Source organism: Streptomyces sichuanensis (genome assembly GCF_020328095.1).
Taxonomy (GTDB): domain Bacteria; phylum Actinomycetota; class Actinomycetes; order Streptomycetales; family Streptomycetaceae; genus Streptomyces; species Streptomyces cinnamoneus.
In genome coordinates, this window is the sequence record NZ_JAIXMK010000011.1 from 29,727 (window position 1) to 45,056 (window position 15,330).

Below are 15,330 nucleotides of genomic sequence, written 5' to 3' on the forward strand. Positions count from 1 at the left end.
CCCGGCCCGGCCCCACCCGCCCTGGGGCGGACCGGCGGCCCGCGGGCCCGGGCCGTGCGGAGGAGGGGCGGTTCAGCCTTGCGGCGGAGAAGGTCCGCCGTCCGGGCCGAGGCGCCCGGCGGCCGGGGACGGAAGGCTGGGCGCATGAGCCGGATGCCTTCGCCACCGCTGTCGCCGGCCGCCGTCACCGCGACGGCGGAGCCGCGCCGGGACGACCACGTGACGGCCCGCCGTCTGCTGCGGGCCGGCGCCATCGCCGCGTGTGTGCCCTACCTCGCGCTGAAGGTCGCCTGGCTGGCCGGCAGCCGCATCGGCATTCCCGAGGGCAGTGCTGCACTGGAGCACGAAACGCTCCTGAAGGCGGCCAACGCGCTCACGCTGCTGATGGACACGGGCGTGATCGTCCTGGCCCTGCTGCTGACGTGCCCGTGGGGCAGGCGCGCCCCGTCCTGGCTCCTGGTGCTGCCGATGTGGGGTGCCGTGGGGCTGCTGACGCCCGTCATCGTCGGCTTCCCGGCGCGGCTCGCGCTCGGGATGCTGGGCGCGACGGACGCCGGACACCCCGCGGACGGACGGCCGTTCCTGGACGAGTGGGTCTTCACCGTGGTCTACAGCGGGTTCATCGTCCAGGGTCTGGCGCTGGGGGCCCTGTTCGTGCTGTACGCCCGCGGGCGGTGGGGCCACCTGTGGCAGGGAAGCGCCGGGGACCCGGCCGCCCGGCTGCGGGGCCGGTGGCCGCGCGGCGCGGCGGTGGCCGCGGCGGTGCTGGCGGTGGGTCAGGCGGGCGCGCACCTGGTGTGGTCGAGCGGCGTGCGCACCGGGCTGCCGGGCGCGATGGCCGGCCGCTCCGGCGCGGACGCCGCCGTGCAGGAGGCGGCGTACGTCCTCTACGGCGCCGCGGCCGTGGCCGGCATCGTGCTGCTGCTGAGCCGGCGGGCCGTGCCGTTGTGGGTGCCGCTGCTGCTGACGGGCGTGGGCTCGGCGGCGCTCGGCTGCTGGGGCGGCTGGCTGCTCACGACCGGGCTGGTCCAGCGGGCCGCGACCCCGCCGGCGGCGATCACCTACGCTGTGCAGGTGATCATCGGATTGCTCGTACTCGCGGGCGGCGCCCACTACTTCCACCGGCGCAGCACCCCGTGACGGCGGCCCTGCGCCACGCGGCGCTGGGGCGCCGCGCCCGGCTGCGCTGGGTGCACCTGCTGCTGGGTGGCGCCCTGCTGACGCCGTATTACCTGGCGGCGAACACGCTGCTGGTGGTCGCCGTCCAGGACCCCGACCGCGGCACCTTCGTCCCCTCCTCGCTCTCCTGGCAGTTCGCCGTCTTCGCCCTGGCCCTCGCCCCCGCGGCCGTCACGGCCCTCTACCCGCTCGTACGGCCGCTGGAGGGCGCGGCGGCCCGGGCGTTGTGCGGGGTGCCCGAGGCCGACCTGGCCACCGGGCCCAGCCGGTCGTGGGCGGCACGGGGACGGACGGCCGCCTGGTACACGCTGCACCTGCTGACCGGCGGCATCGTCAGCGGCATGTCCCTGGCCGTGCCGCCGATGGCCGTCGTACTGATCGCCTCGCCGGTCACCGGGCTGCCGGCCGGCATCGAGGACCACTACCCCCTCGGTGGCACGGGCTTCCCGTGGCCCGCACTGGCCCCCGTGGCGGGGCTCGCCCTGCTGGCACTGCTCATCGGCACGTCCTGGGCGGCGGGCTCGCTGCTGGCGCGCTGCGCGCCCGTCCTGCTCGGCCCCACGGCGGCGGACCGGCTCGCGGAGGCCGAGGAGCGTGCCCTGCAGCTGGCGCTGCGCAACCGCCTGGCGCGCGAGCTCCACGACTCGGTCGGCCACGCGCTGAGCGCCGTGACCCTGCAGGCAGCCGCCGCCCGCAGGGTCCTCGACGCCGACCCGGCGTTCGCCCGCCAGGCGCTGACCTCGATCGAGGAGACCGCGCGCGAGGCGGTCGGTGAACTCGACACCGTCCTGGGCCTGCTGCGCGAGGACGGCACCGCCCCCACCGCCCCCGCGCCCACCCTCACCGACGTGGACGGACTGCTGGAGCGGACGCGCGCGGCCGGCGGCACCGTCGACTTCGCCGCCCACGGCGGCCTGGCCGAGGTGCCCGCGGTCGTCTCGCGCGAGGCGTACCGCATCGTGCAGGAGGGGCTCAGCAACGCCCTGCGGCACGCGGGCCGGGTGCCCGTGCAGCTGCGGATCACCGTGGACGACGACGATCTGGAGGTCACCTTGGAGAATCCCCTGAAACCCGGCCCCACCCCCCGCCGCCAGGGCGGCGGCCGCGGCCTGCTCGGCATCGCCGAACGGGCCCGGCTGCTGCGCGGCAGCAGCTCCTCGGGCGCGCACGACGGCGTCTGGCAGCTCTCGGTCCGCCTGCCGCTGCGCGGTGAGGCCCGGTGATACGCATCGTCCTGGCCGACGACGAGCACCTGGTCCGCACGGCCCTGCGGACCATCCTGGGCACCGAGCCGGGCATGGAAGTGGTCGGCGAGGCGGCCACCGGTGCCGAGGCCGTCACCGTGGTCCGCGCACTGCGCCCCGACGTCGTGCTGATGGACGTCCGGATGCCCGAGGTGGACGGGATCCGCGCCACCGAGCGCATCCTGGCCACCATGGACGACCCGCCGCGCATCGTCGTCGTCACCACCTTCGAGAACGACAGCTACGTCTACGACGCCCTGCGCGCCGGCGCCTCCGGTTTCCTCCTCAAGCGGTCGGGCGCCGACGAACTCGTCCAGGCCGTCCGCGTGGTGGCCGGCAGCGACTCGCTGCTCTTCCCCTCCGCGGTACGCGCCCTGGCCGCCGCGCACGCGGGCCGCACCGCTCCCCGCAAGGACACCCTGCGCGACCGGCTCACCGACCGCGAGGCGGAGGTGCTGCGGCTGATGACGGCGGGGCTGTCGAACGCCGAGATCGCCGCCCGGATGACGCTGGGCGCGGCCACGGTGAAGACCCATGTGGCGGGGGTGCTCGCCAAGCTGGGGGTGCGCGACCGCACCCAGGCGGTCATCGCCGCCTACGAGAGCGGCTTCGTCTCCCCGGGGTGAGATGTTCGAACCGGGCGGGTCATGGAACCGTAAAGCCGGGCCGCTCGTTACCCGGGACATGACCGCTATGACACCCGGCTCGAACATCCCGCTCTCCGTCGCCCGCGTGACGGTGGACGTCACCGCCCCGGTGCGGCTCGACGTTTCGGGCCTGCTGCTCACCGCCGACGGCAAGGTGCGCTCCGACGACGACTTCGTCTTCTACAACCAGCCCAGCGGCCCGGGCGTGACCCACCGGGCCGCGTCCGGGGCAACGCCCGACGCGATCACCGTCGACACCACGGCCGTCCCGGCCGCCATCGAGAAGATCGTGGTCACGGCGAGCCCGGACGCCACGGGCGCCACCTTCGCGGGCACCGAGCCCACCGCCACCGTCCGCAACGCGGACGACGGCTCCGTGATCGCCACCTTCACCCCGCCCCGGCTGGGCACGGAGACCGCACTGCTGGTCGTGGAGGTCTACCGCCGCAACGGCGCGTGGAAGGTCCGCGCGGTGGGCCAGGGCTATGCGAACGGCCTGGCGGGCATCGCCACGGACTTCGGCGTGAGCGTGGAGGAGCCGACGGCGGCCGCACCGGCCCCCGTCCCCGCAGCGGCACCGCCCATGCCGGCCGCCGCTCCCCCGGCCCCGCCCGCCGCCCCGGGCAGGATCAACCTGGACAAGGGCAAGGTCAGCCTCCGCAAGAACGAGACGGTGTCGCTGGTCAAGGGCGGCCAGCCGCTGACCCGCTCGGTGAGGATGGGCCTGGGCTGGGAGCCGGCGTGGAACAGCCGGGCGATCGACCTGGACGCCTCGGTCATCGCCTACGGCCCCGACCGCAACATGATCGACGCCTGCTACTTCGGCCGCCTCCAGATCCTCAACGGCGCCATCCAGCACTCCGGTGACAACCTCACCGGCGACGGCTCGGGCGACGACGAGACGATCACCGTCCACATGGGCGGCCTCCCGCCGGAGGTGACGGGCCTGGTGTTCACGGTCAGCTCGTTCAACGGCCAGAAGTTCACGGAGGTCGCCAAGGCGTACTGCCGCCTCCTCGACGCCCAGACCGGCGAGGAGCTGGTCCGCTTCGACCTCACGGGCGCGGAGCCGAAGACGGGCGTCCTCATGTGCAAGTTCATCCGCCAGTTCTCGGGCGAGTGGGAGATGACGGCGCTGGGCGACTACGTCAAGGCGAAGACGGTCCGCGACCTGGTGAAGCCGGCGGCGCAGGCGCTGTAGGGACGCGCGGGGGACCACGGTCAGGAGGGACCGGGGCGGGGGAGGGAGCCCCGCCCCACGACCGCCGCGAGCCTCCGGTAGGAGTCCACCAACGCGTCACGGTCGTACGACCCGGTGGTGACGAGCACCTCATCGGCACCGACACTCCGCACAAAAGAGCCCAGAGCAGCAGCGACCTCGCCCTCCGTGCCGTAAACGTGCCCGCGCAAGGCACCCTCGTAGAACCCCCGCTCCCGCTCGGACATGTCCAGCCGCTCCACCTCCTCAGCCGGCCGCAACGCCGGAAACACCCCGTGCGTCCGCGAATGGGCCACCGCCCACGCCTCGGGCACCAGCAGCCGCCGCGCCGCCTCCCGCGTCTCCCCCACGGCGACGTTCCCGGCGACGACGACGTACGGCTTCTCCCACCACACCGAGGCCCGGAACCCCGCCCGGTACCGCTCGACGGCGGCGGCGGCCGACTCCGAGAACCCCCCGACGACCAGCGCTGCGCCGGCCTCCGCGGCAACGTCGGCCCCGGAGGCGTTGGCCAGCACGAAGAGCGGCGGAAGCAGCCCCTCCGCAGGCAGCGCATGCACGCCCGGAACCGGCGGGACCCCGCCGAACCACCCCGCCAGCTCCCGGAGCTGCGCCCCGAAGCCCCCCATGGCGTCCTTGGGGACGCCCAACGCCTGCCGGATCCCACCCGTGAAGCCCACCGACCGCCCCAGCCCCATGTCGATGCGCCCCGGAAAGAGCGACTCCAGCACCCCGAACTGCTCGGCGACCACCAGGGGCCGGTGGTTGGGCAGCATCACACCGCCCGTACCGACCCGGATCCGGGACGTGGCCGCGGCGACCGCCGCCGCGAGGACGGTGGGCGCCGAGCCGGCGACGCCGGGCACGCTGTGGTGCTCGGAGACCCAGAACCGGTGGTAGCCGAGGGCCTCGGCCTCCTGCGCGAAGCGCACGGTCTCGCGCAGGGCCTCGCCGGGTGGCCGCCCCTGCCGGGTACGGGAGCGGTCCAGTACGGAGAGCTGAAAGGTCACCTCCACATCAACAAGCGCAGGCCCCCGGGATTCCCACGCCCCGCACAGGCGATCAGTGCCGCCGCCAGGGCCCGCTGATGGCCAGCATGATCCCGGGATCCTGGAGGTTGGCGAACAGCGTCCGCCCGTCGGGCGAGAAGGTCACCCCCGTGAACTCGCTGAACTCCGGCTTCTCCGGCGTCCCGATGTTGAGCTCGTTGCGGGCGATGGGGTACGTGCGCCCGTCGTCGACGGCACCGAAGAGGTGCTGCACGCCCTCGCCGTCCTCGGCTATGACGAGGCCCCCGTACGGGGAGACGGTGATGTTGTCGGGCCCGTCGAAGGCCCCGTCGCGCCCGGGGTCCTTGTTGACGCCGAGCAGCACCTTCAGGGTGAGGGTGCGGCGGCGCGGGTTGTAGAACCAGACCTGCCCGTCGTGCTGCACGGGGCTCTCGTCCCGGGCGAAGGAGGAGACGACGTACACGCCGCCGTCGCCCCACCACATGCCCTCCAGCTTGCGGGCCCGGGTGACCTGCCCGTCCTTGAACTGCTTGCGCACGGGCGTCGTCCGCGCGTCGCGGTCGGGAACGTCGGTCCAGTCGACGCCGTAGACGGTGCCGACGCGGGTGGCGCGCGAGAGGTCGTCGACGAACCGGCCGCCGGAGTCGTAGCACGTGAACGCCTGCAGCGCGCCCGCGCCGTCGGCGAGCGTCCGCAGCCGACCGCGCCCGTGCCGGAAACCGGCCGGCGGAGTCCAGCGGTAGAACAGCCCGTTGGGACCGGAGGCGTCCTCGGTCAGATACAGGTGGCCGCGCCCCGGGTCGACGACGACGGCCTCGTGGGCGTAGCGGCCCAGCGCCTTGACGGGCCTGGGGGCGCGGTTGGCGCGCCGGTCGTACGGGTCGACCTCGAAGACGTAGCCGTGGTCCTTGGTCATGCCGTTCTGGCCGGCCTTGTCCTCGGTCTCCTCGCAGGTGAGCCACGTCCCCCACGGGGTGCTGCCGCCGGCGCAGTTGGTGGACGTACCGGCGATGCCGACCCACTCGGCGACGTGCTCGCCGTGCCGGGCGACCTCCACGACCGTGCAGCCGCCGGAGGCGGCGGGGTCGTAGACGAGTCCCTCGGCCAGCGGCACGGGGTGCTTCCAGCCGGACCGGGGTCCCTTGAGCTCGTGGTTGTTGACGAGCAGGACGGTGCCGCGCCGTCCCTCGAAGGCGGCGGTGCCGTCGTGGTGGGAGGGGGTGGACTCGCCGGACTCCAGCTCGGTGACGCCGGTGCGGGTGATGACGCGGTACGAGAACCCGGCGGGCAGCGCGAGCAGCCCGGCGGGGTCGGGCCGGAGCGGCCCGTACCCGATCCGGCGCGCCGCGCGCGCCTCCTGCGGCTCCTGCCCGTCCGACGCCTCGCCGGCGAGCGCACCGGGCGCGCTGGCGAGCACCCCGACGCTTCCGGCGAGCACCACTCCGGCGCCGGTGAACGCTGATCGCTTGGCGAAATCTCTGCGGCTGAGGGTCATCGTCGTCTCCAGGCTCCGGGGCGGGTTCGACAGCTCGCCGTCGCAGGGCCCGCGAAAGCCCGGCGACGGCGCTTACGTTCCCGTTCCCCCGGAAAGCCGGGGTGAACACGGCCCGAAGCCCCGGCGTCGGAAGGACAAGTACCCGCCGACGCTGCCGGGGCCGGGTGACGGGCCCGGTGGGACCGAGAGCCGCCGGGCCGCGAGCACCATTCGGCCGGATCCGACCGGCCGAACGGACGGACGGACCGGCCGGGTGACGCCCGGACACGTCACCGCCCGGACCGTCGCCGCCCGGACCGTCGCCGCCCGGCCCCGCCGGCCGCGATGAGTGTTCCTCAGCCCCGCGAGCGCGCCTTGAAGGCGGCCTTGCGGGCCTCCTTGGCCGTGGCCTTGTCGGGGTGGAGGCGGCCCATCGCCTCCAGGACGTCGGCGGTGGCGGGGTGGTCGACCTTCCAGGCGAGGTCGAAGAAGCCGCTGTGCTGCCCGACGAGGCTCTCCACCAGGCCCTGGAGCTCCTCGGAGTCTTCCTCCTCGGCGGCGAGCTGGGCGGCGATGGTGTCGATGGTCAGCCAGAAGACCACGTCCTGGCCGGGCTCGGGGACGTCCGTGACGCCGCGCTCGGCGAGCCAGACGCGGGCGAGGCCGGCGAGCTGGGGGTCGTCGAGGACCTCGCGCAGGGCGGGCTCGGCCTCGGTGCCGAGGAGGGAGAGCGTCTGCTGGCAGAGCAGGCGACGGCCGGGGCCCTCGTCGTCGGCGCCGCGGGCGGCGGCCAGCAGTTCGCGGGCGGCGTCGAGGGGCGCGCGGCGGGCGAGCCAGAGCTCGGCCTCGGCGCGGGCGGCGGCGGCCGGGTGGCCGGGCAGGGCCGCGAGGAGGTCGTCGGCTCCGGCCTCGGCGAGGTCGCCGACGGCCGGGGCGTCGACGCCGGCGTCGAGCATCCGGCTGCGCACGGCGAAGAGGCCGAGCGGGGTGAGCGCGACCATGCCGTAGCGGGAGACGTCCTCGTCCTCGGGGAGTTCGGAGTCCACGCCGTCGACGGACTCGCGGATGTGGCCCTCGCCGTCGACGACCTCGATGAGGGACTCGTCGACGGGCCGGTAGTGGACGATGCCGGTCGGGGCGAGCATCCGGAACTGGTCGTCCAGGCGCATCATGGCGTCGGAGACCTCTTCGAGGACGTCGTCGGTGGGCTCGTCCATGTCGTCGGGCACGATCATGGAGGCGGCGAGCGCGGGCAGCGGGACGGGCCGTTCGGCGGAGCCCTCGCCGACGGCGGTGAGCAGGTAGAGGTTGCCGAGGATGCCGTCGAGGAAGTCGGCCTCCTCCTCGGGGTTCCAGTCGAGGGCGTCGAGGTCCAGGTCGCCGGAGGAGTCGGTGAGCTGCTCGACGAGGTCGCCGAGGTCGGGGGCGGCGGCGTCGGCGAGGACGGTCTCCAGGCCACCGAGCCAGAGTTCGAGGACGTCCTGCGGGCTGCCGGAGGTGAGCGTGGCGAGCTCCTCGCCGGCGACGGCCGTGCCGTAGGGCTGGTCGGCGTCCGCGTCGAGGTCCTCGGCGTCGGCGCCCTCGTTCTCGGTGAATTCGACGAGGCCGGTGTCCAGGGCGAGCTGCCACGCCTCGGCGGCGTAGGCGGTGCCGTCCTCCTCGGCCTCCAGGCCCAGGAGTTCGGTGGCGGTCTGCAGCTGACCGGCGAGCAGTTCGCCGCCCGCTCCGACCGGGGTGCCCTCGCCGGCCCAGCGGGCGAGCTTCGCGGCGCGGGCGAACAGCGGCGCGGAGAGCGCGTCCCGCGCGAGCTCCGCGTCGGAGGGCAGCCGCACCGGCGGCATGGTCGGGCGGTCTGCGGACATCAGGGGGGTCATCTCCTCGTGGTGGCGGGGCGGCGCCGTGGTCCCGGGCGCAAGGGCCAAGCCTAGGCCGTGCCGGCGGCGATTTCGCCGACCCTCCCCACTCACGGCCGCAACGGGCCCCAGGACCCCCACCCGGGCCCGCCCGGACCCGGGCTCGCCCACCGGCCCACCGGCCGCCCAGCGTCGGCAAGCGACGCAATCGCCCGGGGCCCGCCCGTGCCGGCCCCCGGTCCGGTCGCGCGCCCGGTCGCAGCCGGAGCAGCTGCCTGCCCCCAGGCGCCTGCCCGAACCATCAGACCGAACTCACTGCCAACCCCGCCCCGGTCCAGCGCCCGGACCCCAGCCCCTCGCACCCCCGGGCCGAACCCGGGTCCGCTCCGGCCCCGCCCACTCCCACGCCCAGCCACCGGCCACCGGCGCCGCCCCGGCATCGCCCCGCCGACCCGGCCCCAGGCCACCCGCTACCGGGCCCCACCCCGGCGCCGGCCCGGCAACGTCCCCGCAATGCCCGGCACCAGGGCCGCCGACCCGGCCCCCGCCCACTCCCCGATCCCGGCGCCGTCCCGGCGCCCCCCGCACCGGATTCCCGCCGGACCCTTGACAACTGGCCTGCTCACACACGACATTGACGCGCGTAGATTGCGTACCGGTCATGTGACGGCATGTAATCACCCGGCACCACACAAGATCACCCAGCGCGTCGCCCCTCCGGCCGGAGCCACGGCCGGCAGGGGTGTCGGGCCGTGGTCTCCCCTGCTCACCCCCCTCATCACTCCTCACGGAGGCATTCGTGCTGCCCACCCGCCGTTCCCCGCGCCGACGCCATGTGACCGTCGGCACCCTCATAGCCGGCGCGCTCGCGGCCGGGCTGCTCGTGCCCGCCCAGTCCGCGAGCGCGGCCGACGGGACCGCGGTCCGCATCCATGACATCCAGGGCACGACCCGGGTCTCCCCGCTCGCCGGCCGGCAGGTCGCGGACGTCCCGGGCGTCGTCACGGCCGTCAAGAACTTCGGTTCGGCCCGCGGCTTCTGGGTCCAGGACCCGAACCCCGACAAGGACGACGCCACCAGCGAGGGCATCTACGTCTTCACCGGCAAGGACGCCCCGGCCGTCGCCGTCGGCGACGCCGTGCTCGTCTCCGGCACGGTCACCGAGTACTACCCCGGCGGCGAGGCCGCGGGTCTGCAGTCGGTCACCCAGCTCACCAAGCCGACCGTCGGCGTCACGTCCTCCGGCAACGCCCTGCCCGCCGCCGTGCGGCTGCGCCCCTCCACCGTTCCGGCCCGCTACGCGCCCGACGCGCACGGCGGCTCCATCGAGAAGCTCCCGCTCACCCCCGGCCGTTACGCCCTGGACCGCTACGAGTCCCTGGAGGGCATGCGGGTGGAGGTCCGCGACGCTCCCGTCGTCGGCGCCACCAGCGAGCACAAGGACCTGTGGGTCACCACCGACCCCCGGCACAACCGCACCGTCCGCGGCGGCACGGTCTACGGCGCGTACGGCGACCCGAACGCCGGCCGGGTGAAGGTCGTCTCCCTGCTCCCCTACGCACAGCACCCCTTCCCGGTCGCGAACGTCGGCGACGAGCTCACCGGCACCACCGCCGGCCCGCTCGACTACGACAACTTCGGCGGCTACACCCTCCAGGCCACCGAGCTGGGCGCGCTCAAGGACGGCAAGCTGCAGCGCGAGACCACGCGCAAGCAGAAGGACGGCGAGCTGGCCGTCGCCACCTACAACGTCGAGAACCTCTCGCCGAAGACGCCGCAGGCGAAGTTCGACCGCCTGGCGGCGGCGCTGGTGACCAACCTCGCCTCGCCCGACGTCGTGGCCCTCGAAGAGGTCCAGGACAACAACGGCACGACCAACGACGGCGTCGTCGACGCCGACCAGACGCTGAAGAAGCTCACGGACGCGATCGTCGCGGCGGGCGGCCCGGCGTACCAGTGGCGGCAGGTCAACCCCGTCGACGGGCGGGACGGCGGCCAGCCGGGCGGCAACATCCGCACGGCCTTCCTCTTCAACCCCGCGCGCGTGGCGTTCAAGGACGTCCCGGGCGGCGACTCCACCACGGCCGTGAAGGTCACCCGCGAGGGCGGCAAGGCCGCGCTCAGCGCCTCCCCCGGCCGGATCGACCCGGCGAACGCGGCCTGGGCGAACAGCCGCAAGCCGCTGGTGGGGCAGTTCTCCTTCCGCGGCAAGGACGTCTTCGTCGTCGCCAACCACTTCAACTCCAAGGGCGGCGACCAGGGCGTCGACAGCCGCTTCCAGCCCCCCGCGCGGACGTCGGAGGTGCAGCGCACCCAGCAGGCGCAGGCCGTCAACGCCTTCGTCAAGGACCTCCTGGCGGCCGACCGGCAGGCCAACGTGATCGTCGCGGGCGACCTGAACGACTACCAGTTCTCGCCGGCCCTCAAGGCGCTCACCGCGGGCGGCGTCCTGACGGACCTCGTCGACCGGCTCCCGAAGAAGGAGCGGTACGGCTACGTCTACCAGGGCAACTCGCAGGTCCTGGACCACATGCTGACGAGCCGCCACCTCGGCCGCGTCGACTACGACATCGTGCACGTCAACGCCGAGTTCGCCGACCAGGCAAGCGACCACGACCCGCAGGTGCTGCGCTGGAAGCCGTAACACTCCTTAAGGGAACCCGGCAGAACATTTAAATAGACCTGTACGGTCGGAGGAGCCCAGAATCGGGTGTGGCCCGCGGAGAGTCGCGGAAGCCGCGGAGATCCCGATTCCGGAGCGTGAGTGTGAGTGCCATGCCGTCCACCAGCCCCTTCGGCCGTACCGTCTGTGCGATGGTCACCCCGTTCACCCCGGACGGGGCGCTCGACCTGGACGGCGCGCAGCGCCTCGCCGACCACCTCGTCGGGCGGGGCGGCTGCGACGGCCTGGTGCTCAGCGGCACCACCGGCGAATCGCCGACCACCAGTGACGCCGAGAAGAGCGCGCTGATCACCGCGGTGGCCGAGGCGGTCGGGGACCGGGCGCGGATCACGGCGGGCGTCGGCACGGCGGACACCCGGCACACCGTGGAGCTGGCCCGGGCGGCCGAGAAGGCCGGGGCGCACGGCGTGCTGGCCGTCACCCCCTACTACAGCAGGCCGCCCCAGGAGGACGTCGCCGAGCACTTCCGCACGGTCGCCGACGCGATCGGCCTCCCGGTGATGCTCTACGACATCCCCGGCCGCACCGGCACCCGCATCGAGCCCGACACCATGCTGCGGCTGGCCGACCACCCGCGCATCGCCGGGGTCAAGGACTGCGCGTACGACCTGTTCGGCAGCGCCAAGGTGATCGCCGCGACGGGTCTGGCCTACTACTCGGGCTCGGAGGAGCTGAACCTCCCGCTGCGCGCGGTGGGCGGCGTGGGCTACGTCAGCACGGTGGCCAACGTCGCGGGCCCGGCGGTGGCCGCGGTCCTGGACGCCTTCGACCGGGGGGCGACGGACGAGGCGACGCGCCTGCACCAGCGGCTGCTCCCGCTGACGGAGCTCATGATGGCCTCCGGCCTCCCCGGCACGGTCACGGCGAAGGCCCTGCTGAACGAACGGGGCCTGCCGGCCGGCCCGGTCCGCGCACCCCTGCGTCCGGCGTCCGCCGAGTGCACCGAGGCGCTGCTGGAGGCGTACGGAAAGCTGGCCCCGTAGGCGCGGCGTGCGCGGCAGACGCGGGAGCGGCCGTACCCGACGGGGGTGGGGACGGCCGCTCCTGCTCCGGATCAGCCGGTGATCAGTTGTGGCTGTGCAGGATCTCGTTGAGCCCGCCCCACGTGCTCTTGTACGGACGGGCCTCCACGGCGCCGGTGGTGGAGTTGCGGCGGAAGAGGATGTTGTCGGCGCCGGAGAGCTCCAGTGCCTTGACGACCTGGCCGTCCGGCAGGGTCACCCGGGTGCCGGCGGTGACGTACAGGCCCGCCTCGACGACGCACTCGTCGCCGAGCGCGATGCCGATGCCGGACTCGGCGCCGAGCAGGCAGCGCTCACCGATGGAGATGATCTGCTTGCCGCCGCCGGAGAGGGTGCCCATGGTGGAGGCGCCGCCGCCGATGTCGGTGCCGTCGCCGACGACGACGCCCGCGCTGATGCGGCCCTCGACCATGGAGGTGCCGAGCGTGCCGGCGTTGAAGTTGACGAAGCCCTCGTGCATGACGGTCGTGCCGGATCCGAGGTGCGCGCCGAGGCGGACGCGGTCGGCGTCGGCGATGCGGACGCCGGACGGGGCGACGTAGTCGGTCATGCGCGGGAACTTGTCGATGCTGGTGACCTGCAGGTGCAGGCCCTCGGCACGGGCGTTCAGGCGCACGGTCTCGACCTGGTCGACGGCGACGGGGCCGAGCGAGGTCCAGGCGACGTTGGCGAGCAGGCCGAAGATGCCGTCCAGGTTCTGGCCGTGCGGCTTGACCAGGCGGCTGGAGAGCAGGTGCAGGCGCAGGTAGGCGTCGTGCGCGTCGAGGGGCTTGTCGTCGAGCGAGGCGATGACCGTGCGGACGGCCACGACCTCGACGCCACGGCGGCTGTCCGGGCCCACGGCCTTGAGGGCGCCCTCGCCCAGCAGTTCGGCGGCGCGCTCGGCGGTCAGCCGCTCGGTACCGGCGGGGCCGGGCTCGGCGGTCAGCCCGGGAGCCGGGAACCAGGTGTCGAGGACGGTGCCGTCCGCGGCGATCGTGGCGAGGCCGGCGGCGACTGCGCCGGTGGTGGAGGGGGAAGCAACAGCATCGGTCATGTCCGAAAACCTAACCGGACCGGCCTGCTCAAGGCGAACCGGCGCCCGGCCGGGACCCTGCGGGGCGGCGGGCGGCCGGTCACGCGGGTGGCGCAGCGTGGCCAGCCGGTCGGCTCAGCCCGGATCGCGGGTGACAGACATGTCGACATATCCATAGAGGAACGGCTCCGTGGGCGCGCTCCCGCCCCCGGGGCCGGTCCAGCACCACCGGACCGCACCCCAGGAGTCCCCGAGGATCCGGCATTTCCGTGCAATCCGCCGGATTCGCCCGGACCGCATGCCGCCCCCGCCCCGAACGGACCCCGCATGAGACTGCCCCGACGCTCCGCCCGACGCTACGGACCCGCCGCGGCCCTCCTCCTGGTGCTCCCCCTGGTCGTCGCGCTGGCCGGCACGCCGGGCGCCCCGGCCGGGCCGTCCGGCCCCGGCCCCGGGGGGCCGCGCCGGCCCGCCCCGCTGCGGACGACGACGGGCGAGCGCGTGCCCGACCACTACATCGTCACCCTGCGCACCGGCACCAGCCCCCGCGCCCTCAGCGGGCGGCTGGGCGTGACGCCGGACTACGTCTACACGCACGCCCTCACCGGCTTCGCCGCCACCCTGAGCGCCGAGCAGCTGGAGGCGGTGCGCAGCACGCCCGGTGTCGCGGCCGTCGAACAGGACGCCGTGCTCACGCAGGCCGCCGAGGCGGCCGCGCCGCCCGCGACGCGGACCACGGGCCGGGTGGGGACGGGCTCGTACGGGCTGGACCGCATCGACCAGCGCAACCTCCCGCTCGACAGTCAGTTCAACGCCACCGCGACGGGCGAGGGCGCCACCGTCTACGTCATGGACACGGGCATCGACTACTCCCACCCCGACTTCGGCGGCCGGGCGAAGAACGGCACCGACCTGGTGTCGGTGACGGGCAACGGCAGCGACTGCCGCACGGGGTCGGGGCACGGCACCCATGTGGCGGGCCTCGTGGGCGGCGCCACCTTCGGCGTGGCCCGCAAGGTGAGCCTGGTGAGCGTGCGCGTGCTGGACTGCGGCGGCAGGACCACCGTCGCCAAGCTCATCGCGGGCTTCGACTACGTGGTCCGGTCGGCCGCCCCCGCCTCGGTCGTCAACGCCTCGATCAGCGGCCCCTCCTCGCAGGCGGTGGACACCGCGATCGGCAACGTGGCCGCCAAGGGCGTGCCGCCCGTCGTCGCGGCCGGCAACGAGAACGACAACGCCTGCGATCACTCCCCCGCCGGCGCGCTCGCGGCGCTCGCGGTGGGGGCGACCGACCAGCAGGACCGGATGACCGACTTCAGCAATTACGGCCCGTGCACCCGCATCCTCGCCCCCGGCGCGGACATCGTCTCCGCGGCCATGGGCGGGGGCAGCGCCACCCGCAGCGGCACCTCGCAGGCGTCGCCGCACGTGGCGGGCGTGGCGGCGCTCTACAAGGCGAAGAACCCGACGGCCGGGTCGGCGGCCGTCATCAACTGGATCGTCGAACAGTCGACGAAGAACGCGGCCAAGGACCTCAAGACGGGCACGCCCAACCGCCTGCTGTACACGGGCGGCCTGTGAGCGGCCTCAGGCGATCAGCGACTTCTTCGGGCTCAGCACGCAGAATTCGTTGCCCTCGGGGTCGGCCAGCACCCGCCAGGTCACGTCCGGCCCCTGCCCCACGTCCACCGGCCGCGCCCCCAGCGCGATCAGCCGTTCGACCTCGGCGGCCTGGTCGTCGGGGGCGAGGTCGATGTGCAGCCGGCTCTTGCCGCTCTTGGGCTCCCCGGCCGGCACGAAGCAGATGCCGGGCAGCGCGTGTTCGCCGGCGCCGATGACGACCTCGTCGTCGGCCTCGAACAGCACCTTCCAGTCCAGTGCGCGGCACCAGAACCGCGCCTGTGCCGCAAGATCGTGGGCATCGATGACGATCGTGTAGAACGAAAGGGTCATGCGTCCAGTCTGCCGGAGTCCGAGGAAAACC

12 protein-coding genes are annotated in these 15,330 nt (G+C 74.2%); 7 read left to right on the top strand and 5 right to left on the bottom strand.

The genetic code is table 11. The features are described from left to right. Window positions 1-144: 144 nt before the first annotated feature. The 4 genes from LE181_RS05795 to LE181_RS05810 all read left to right on the top strand — a co-directional run bounded on the left by LE181_RS05795 (window position 145) and on the right by LE181_RS05810 (window position 4,271). Window positions 145-1,140 (top strand): hypothetical protein, encoded by a 996-nt coding sequence (locus LE181_RS05795; RefSeq protein ID WP_225660056.1) that lies wholly within the window; start codon window positions 145-147, stop codon window positions 1,138-1,140. Further along, a complete protein-coding gene (locus tag LE181_RS05800) occupies window positions 1,137-2,402 on the top strand; it encodes a sensor histidine kinase (RefSeq protein WP_225660057.1) in 1,266 nt (421 codons plus the stop codon). The genes LE181_RS05795 and LE181_RS05800 overlap by 4 nt, the downstream gene beginning before the upstream one ends. After that, window positions 2,402-3,049, top strand: a complete 648-nt coding sequence (locus LE181_RS05805) for a response regulator transcription factor (protein WP_225660132.1) — start codon at window positions 2,402-2,404, stop codon at window positions 3,047-3,049. Before LE181_RS05800 ends, LE181_RS05805 begins: the two co-directional genes overlap by 1 nt. A 67-nt stretch (window positions 3,050-3,116) precedes the next feature. Beyond that, window positions 3,117-4,271 (top strand): TerD family protein, encoded by a 1,155-nt coding sequence (locus LE181_RS05810; RefSeq protein WP_225660133.1) that lies wholly within the window; start codon window positions 3,117-3,119, stop codon window positions 4,269-4,271. Between the two features lie 20 nt (window positions 4,272-4,291). On the opposite strand, the gene LE181_RS05815 is transcribed toward LE181_RS05810, so the two are convergent. The 3 genes from LE181_RS05815 to LE181_RS05825 form a co-directional block, all read right to left on the bottom strand. Further along, complete coding sequence (locus LE181_RS05815; protein ID WP_225660058.1) at window positions 4,292-5,305, bottom strand: MsnO8 family LLM class oxidoreductase; 1,014 nt, start codon at window positions 5,303-5,305, stop codon at window positions 4,292-4,294. 46 nt (window positions 5,306-5,351) lie between these two features. After that, a complete protein-coding gene (locus tag LE181_RS05820; protein WP_225660059.1) occupies window positions 5,352-6,794 on the bottom strand; it encodes an alkaline phosphatase PhoX in 1,443 nt (480 codons plus the stop codon). Window positions 6,795-7,129: 335 nt separating this feature from the next. Next, the gene (locus tag LE181_RS05825) at window positions 7,130-8,635 is read right to left on the bottom strand and encodes a hypothetical protein (protein ID WP_225660060.1); all 1,506 of its coding nucleotides are present in this window, start codon (window positions 8,633-8,635) and stop codon (window positions 7,130-7,132) included. Between the two features lie 793 nt (window positions 8,636-9,428). On the opposite strand from LE181_RS05825, the gene LE181_RS05830 reads away from it, so the two are divergent. Together LE181_RS05830 and dapA are read left to right on the top strand one after the other, a co-directional pair. Beyond that, the gene (locus tag LE181_RS05830) at window positions 9,429-11,270 is read left to right on the top strand and encodes a DUF8508 domain-containing protein (protein ID WP_225660134.1); all 1,842 of its coding nucleotides are present in this window, start codon (window positions 9,429-9,431) and stop codon (window positions 11,268-11,270) included. A 131-nt stretch (window positions 11,271-11,401) separates the two neighbouring features. After that, a complete protein-coding gene (gene dapA / locus LE181_RS05835) occupies window positions 11,402-12,292 on the top strand; it encodes a 4-hydroxy-tetrahydrodipicolinate synthase (RefSeq protein WP_225660061.1) in 891 nt (296 codons plus the stop codon). 82 nt (window positions 12,293-12,374) lie between these two features. On the opposite strand, the gene dapD is transcribed toward dapA, so the two are convergent. Then, window positions 12,375-13,367 carry a 2,3,4,5-tetrahydropyridine-2,6-dicarboxylate N-succinyltransferase gene (dapD, locus tag LE181_RS05840; RefSeq protein WP_225660062.1) on the bottom strand — a complete coding sequence of 331 codons (993 nt, stop codon included), beginning with the start codon at window positions 13,365-13,367 and terminating at the stop codon, window positions 12,375-12,377. 306 nt (window positions 13,368-13,673) lie between these two features. Here dapD and LE181_RS05845 point away from each other — a divergent pair, with 306 nt between their 5' ends. Then, complete coding sequence (locus tag LE181_RS05845; RefSeq protein ID WP_225660063.1) at window positions 13,674-14,927, top strand: S8 family peptidase; 1,254 nt, start codon at window positions 13,674-13,676, stop codon at window positions 14,925-14,927. A 6-nt stretch (window positions 14,928-14,933) separates the two neighbouring features. Here LE181_RS05845 and LE181_RS05850 read toward each other — a convergent pair whose 3' ends face one another. Beyond that, window positions 14,934-15,299, bottom strand: coding sequence for a VOC family protein (locus LE181_RS05850; protein WP_225660064.1), 366 nt, complete (start codon window positions 15,297-15,299; stop codon window positions 14,934-14,936). Window positions 15,300-15,330 lie beyond the last annotated feature (31 nt).

What these genes read in the sequence shown, in the direction of transcription:
- LE181_RS05795 (WP_225660056.1), top strand. Translation starts at nt 145, where the DNA reads ATGAGCCGGATGCCTTCGCCACCGCTGTCGCCGGCCGCCGTCACCGCG.
- LE181_RS05810 (WP_225660133.1), top strand. Translation starts at nt 3,117, where the DNA reads ATGACACCCGGCTCGAACATCCCGCTCTCCGTCGCCCGCGTGACGGTG.
- LE181_RS05820 (WP_225660059.1), bottom strand. Translation starts at nt 6,794, where the DNA reads ATGACCCTCAGCCGCAGAGATTTCGCCAAGCGATCAGCGTTCACCGGC.
- LE181_RS05825 (WP_225660060.1), bottom strand. Translation starts at nt 8,635, where the DNA reads ATGTCCGCAGACCGCCCGACCATGCCGCCGGTGCGGCTGCCCTCCGAC.
- dapA (WP_225660061.1), top strand. Translation starts at nt 11,402, where the DNA reads ATGCCGTCCACCAGCCCCTTCGGCCGTACCGTCTGTGCGATGGTCACC.
- dapD (WP_225660062.1), bottom strand. Translation starts at nt 13,367, where the DNA reads ATGACCGATGCTGTTGCTTCCCCCTCCACCACCGGCGCAGTCGCCGCC.
- LE181_RS05845 (WP_225660063.1), top strand. Translation starts at nt 13,674, where the DNA reads ATGAGACTGCCCCGACGCTCCGCCCGACGCTACGGACCCGCCGCGGCC.
- LE181_RS05850 (WP_225660064.1), bottom strand. Translation starts at nt 15,299, where the DNA reads ATGACCCTTTCGTTCTACACGATCGTCATCGATGCCCACGATCTTGCG.